The 1361-nt window shown below is 39.2% G+C and carries 1 protein-coding gene; it reads left to right on the top strand.

Translation table 11 applies throughout. The features are described from left to right. Window positions 1-1361 (top strand): IS1182 family transposase (locus tag CLV36_RS16885; protein ID WP_245888407.1); only part of this gene is annotated, 1361 nt, incomplete at both ends.

The following is a 1361-nucleotide window of genomic DNA, read 5'->3' as shown; positions in this document are numbered from 1 at the left end:
TAGTTCCACGAGATCACTTGTTACGGAAAATTAATGAAACGATCGACTTCTCCTTCATTGCTGAGAAATGTAAAGAATTATACTGCCAAGATAATGGGCGTCCATGTCTTGACCCAATTATGTTATTTAAAATGCTACTCATTGGATATTTGTTCGGCATTCGTTCCGAACGCCGACTCATTGAGGAGATTAAAGTTAACATCGCTTACCGTTGGTTTGTAGGGTTATCTCTAACCGACCCAGTCCCACATGCATCTACTTTCAGTCAAAACCGTCGAAGACGGTTCCAAAGCTCCACTATTTATCAGGAAATATTTGATGAAATTGTCATTCAGGCGATCCAACATGGATTTATTCAAGGAAAAGAGCTTTTTAGTGACTCCACTTTTCTTAAAGCCAATGCCAATAAAGGAAAGTTCAAAAAACAATTAGTTAAAGTTACTCCCAAAGGATATATGGATGATTTAGAACAAGCAATTGAGCAAGATCGAGAAGAGCACGGAAAGAAGCCTTTAAAAAAAAAGCCCATAAAGGTTGAAACGAAAGAAATTCGTGTAAGTACGACCGATCCAGATAGTGGTTATATGGTTCGAGATGGAAAACCCGAAGGCTTTTTCTATCTCGATCATCGTACTGTCGATGGTTTACATAACTTCATTACAGATGTATTTGTTACACCAGGAAATGTCCATGATTCAGTTCCTTATTTAGAAAGGTTAAATCGTCAGAAAAGCCGCTTCGGCTTTTCGGTGAAAGCTGTTGCTCTGGATTCTGGTTATTTAACTATGCCTATTTGTCGTGAATTGAGAGGACAAGGAATCTTTACGGTTATTGCACATCGGAGTTTTCGACCAGATAAAGACCTCTTTCCGAAATGGAGATTTAAGTATATTCCTGAGCAAGATGTATATCTTTGTCCAGCAAAGCATCAACTTACATATCGAACGACCAACCGTGAAGGATACAGACAGTACAAATCCAATCCCGAGATTTGTAAGCAATGTCCTTTTCTTAAGAATTGCACAAAGTCAAAGAACCACACAAAAATCCTAACACGTCATGTATGGGAAGATGCAAAAGAGTGGGTTAGACAAAATCGCTTGAGCCCACGTGGAAAAACTTTATATAAGCGTCGAAAAGAAACGATTGAACGTAGCTTCGCTGACGCGAAGGAACTTCATGGTCTTCGATACGCACGCTACAGGGGGCTTGCAAAAATTCAAGAGCAATGCCTCCTAACTGCTGTGGCTCAAAACATAAAAAAGTTGGCTATGCTGCTTTCGAGAGCAGGTAAGGGAGGTGGTTTTAAGTTTATATGGGTTGATATTCATCCATTAATTGTTTATATCCCTTTTATATAC

The sequence above is a fragment of the Laceyella sediminis genome (assembly GCF_003003125.1).
In the GTDB taxonomy this organism is placed as follows: domain Bacteria; phylum Bacillota; class Bacilli; order Thermoactinomycetales; family Thermoactinomycetaceae; genus Laceyella; species Laceyella tengchongensis.
The sequence above is the reverse complement of the archived record's forward strand: the minus strand, read 5'-3'. Positions and strand labels throughout refer to the sequence as shown.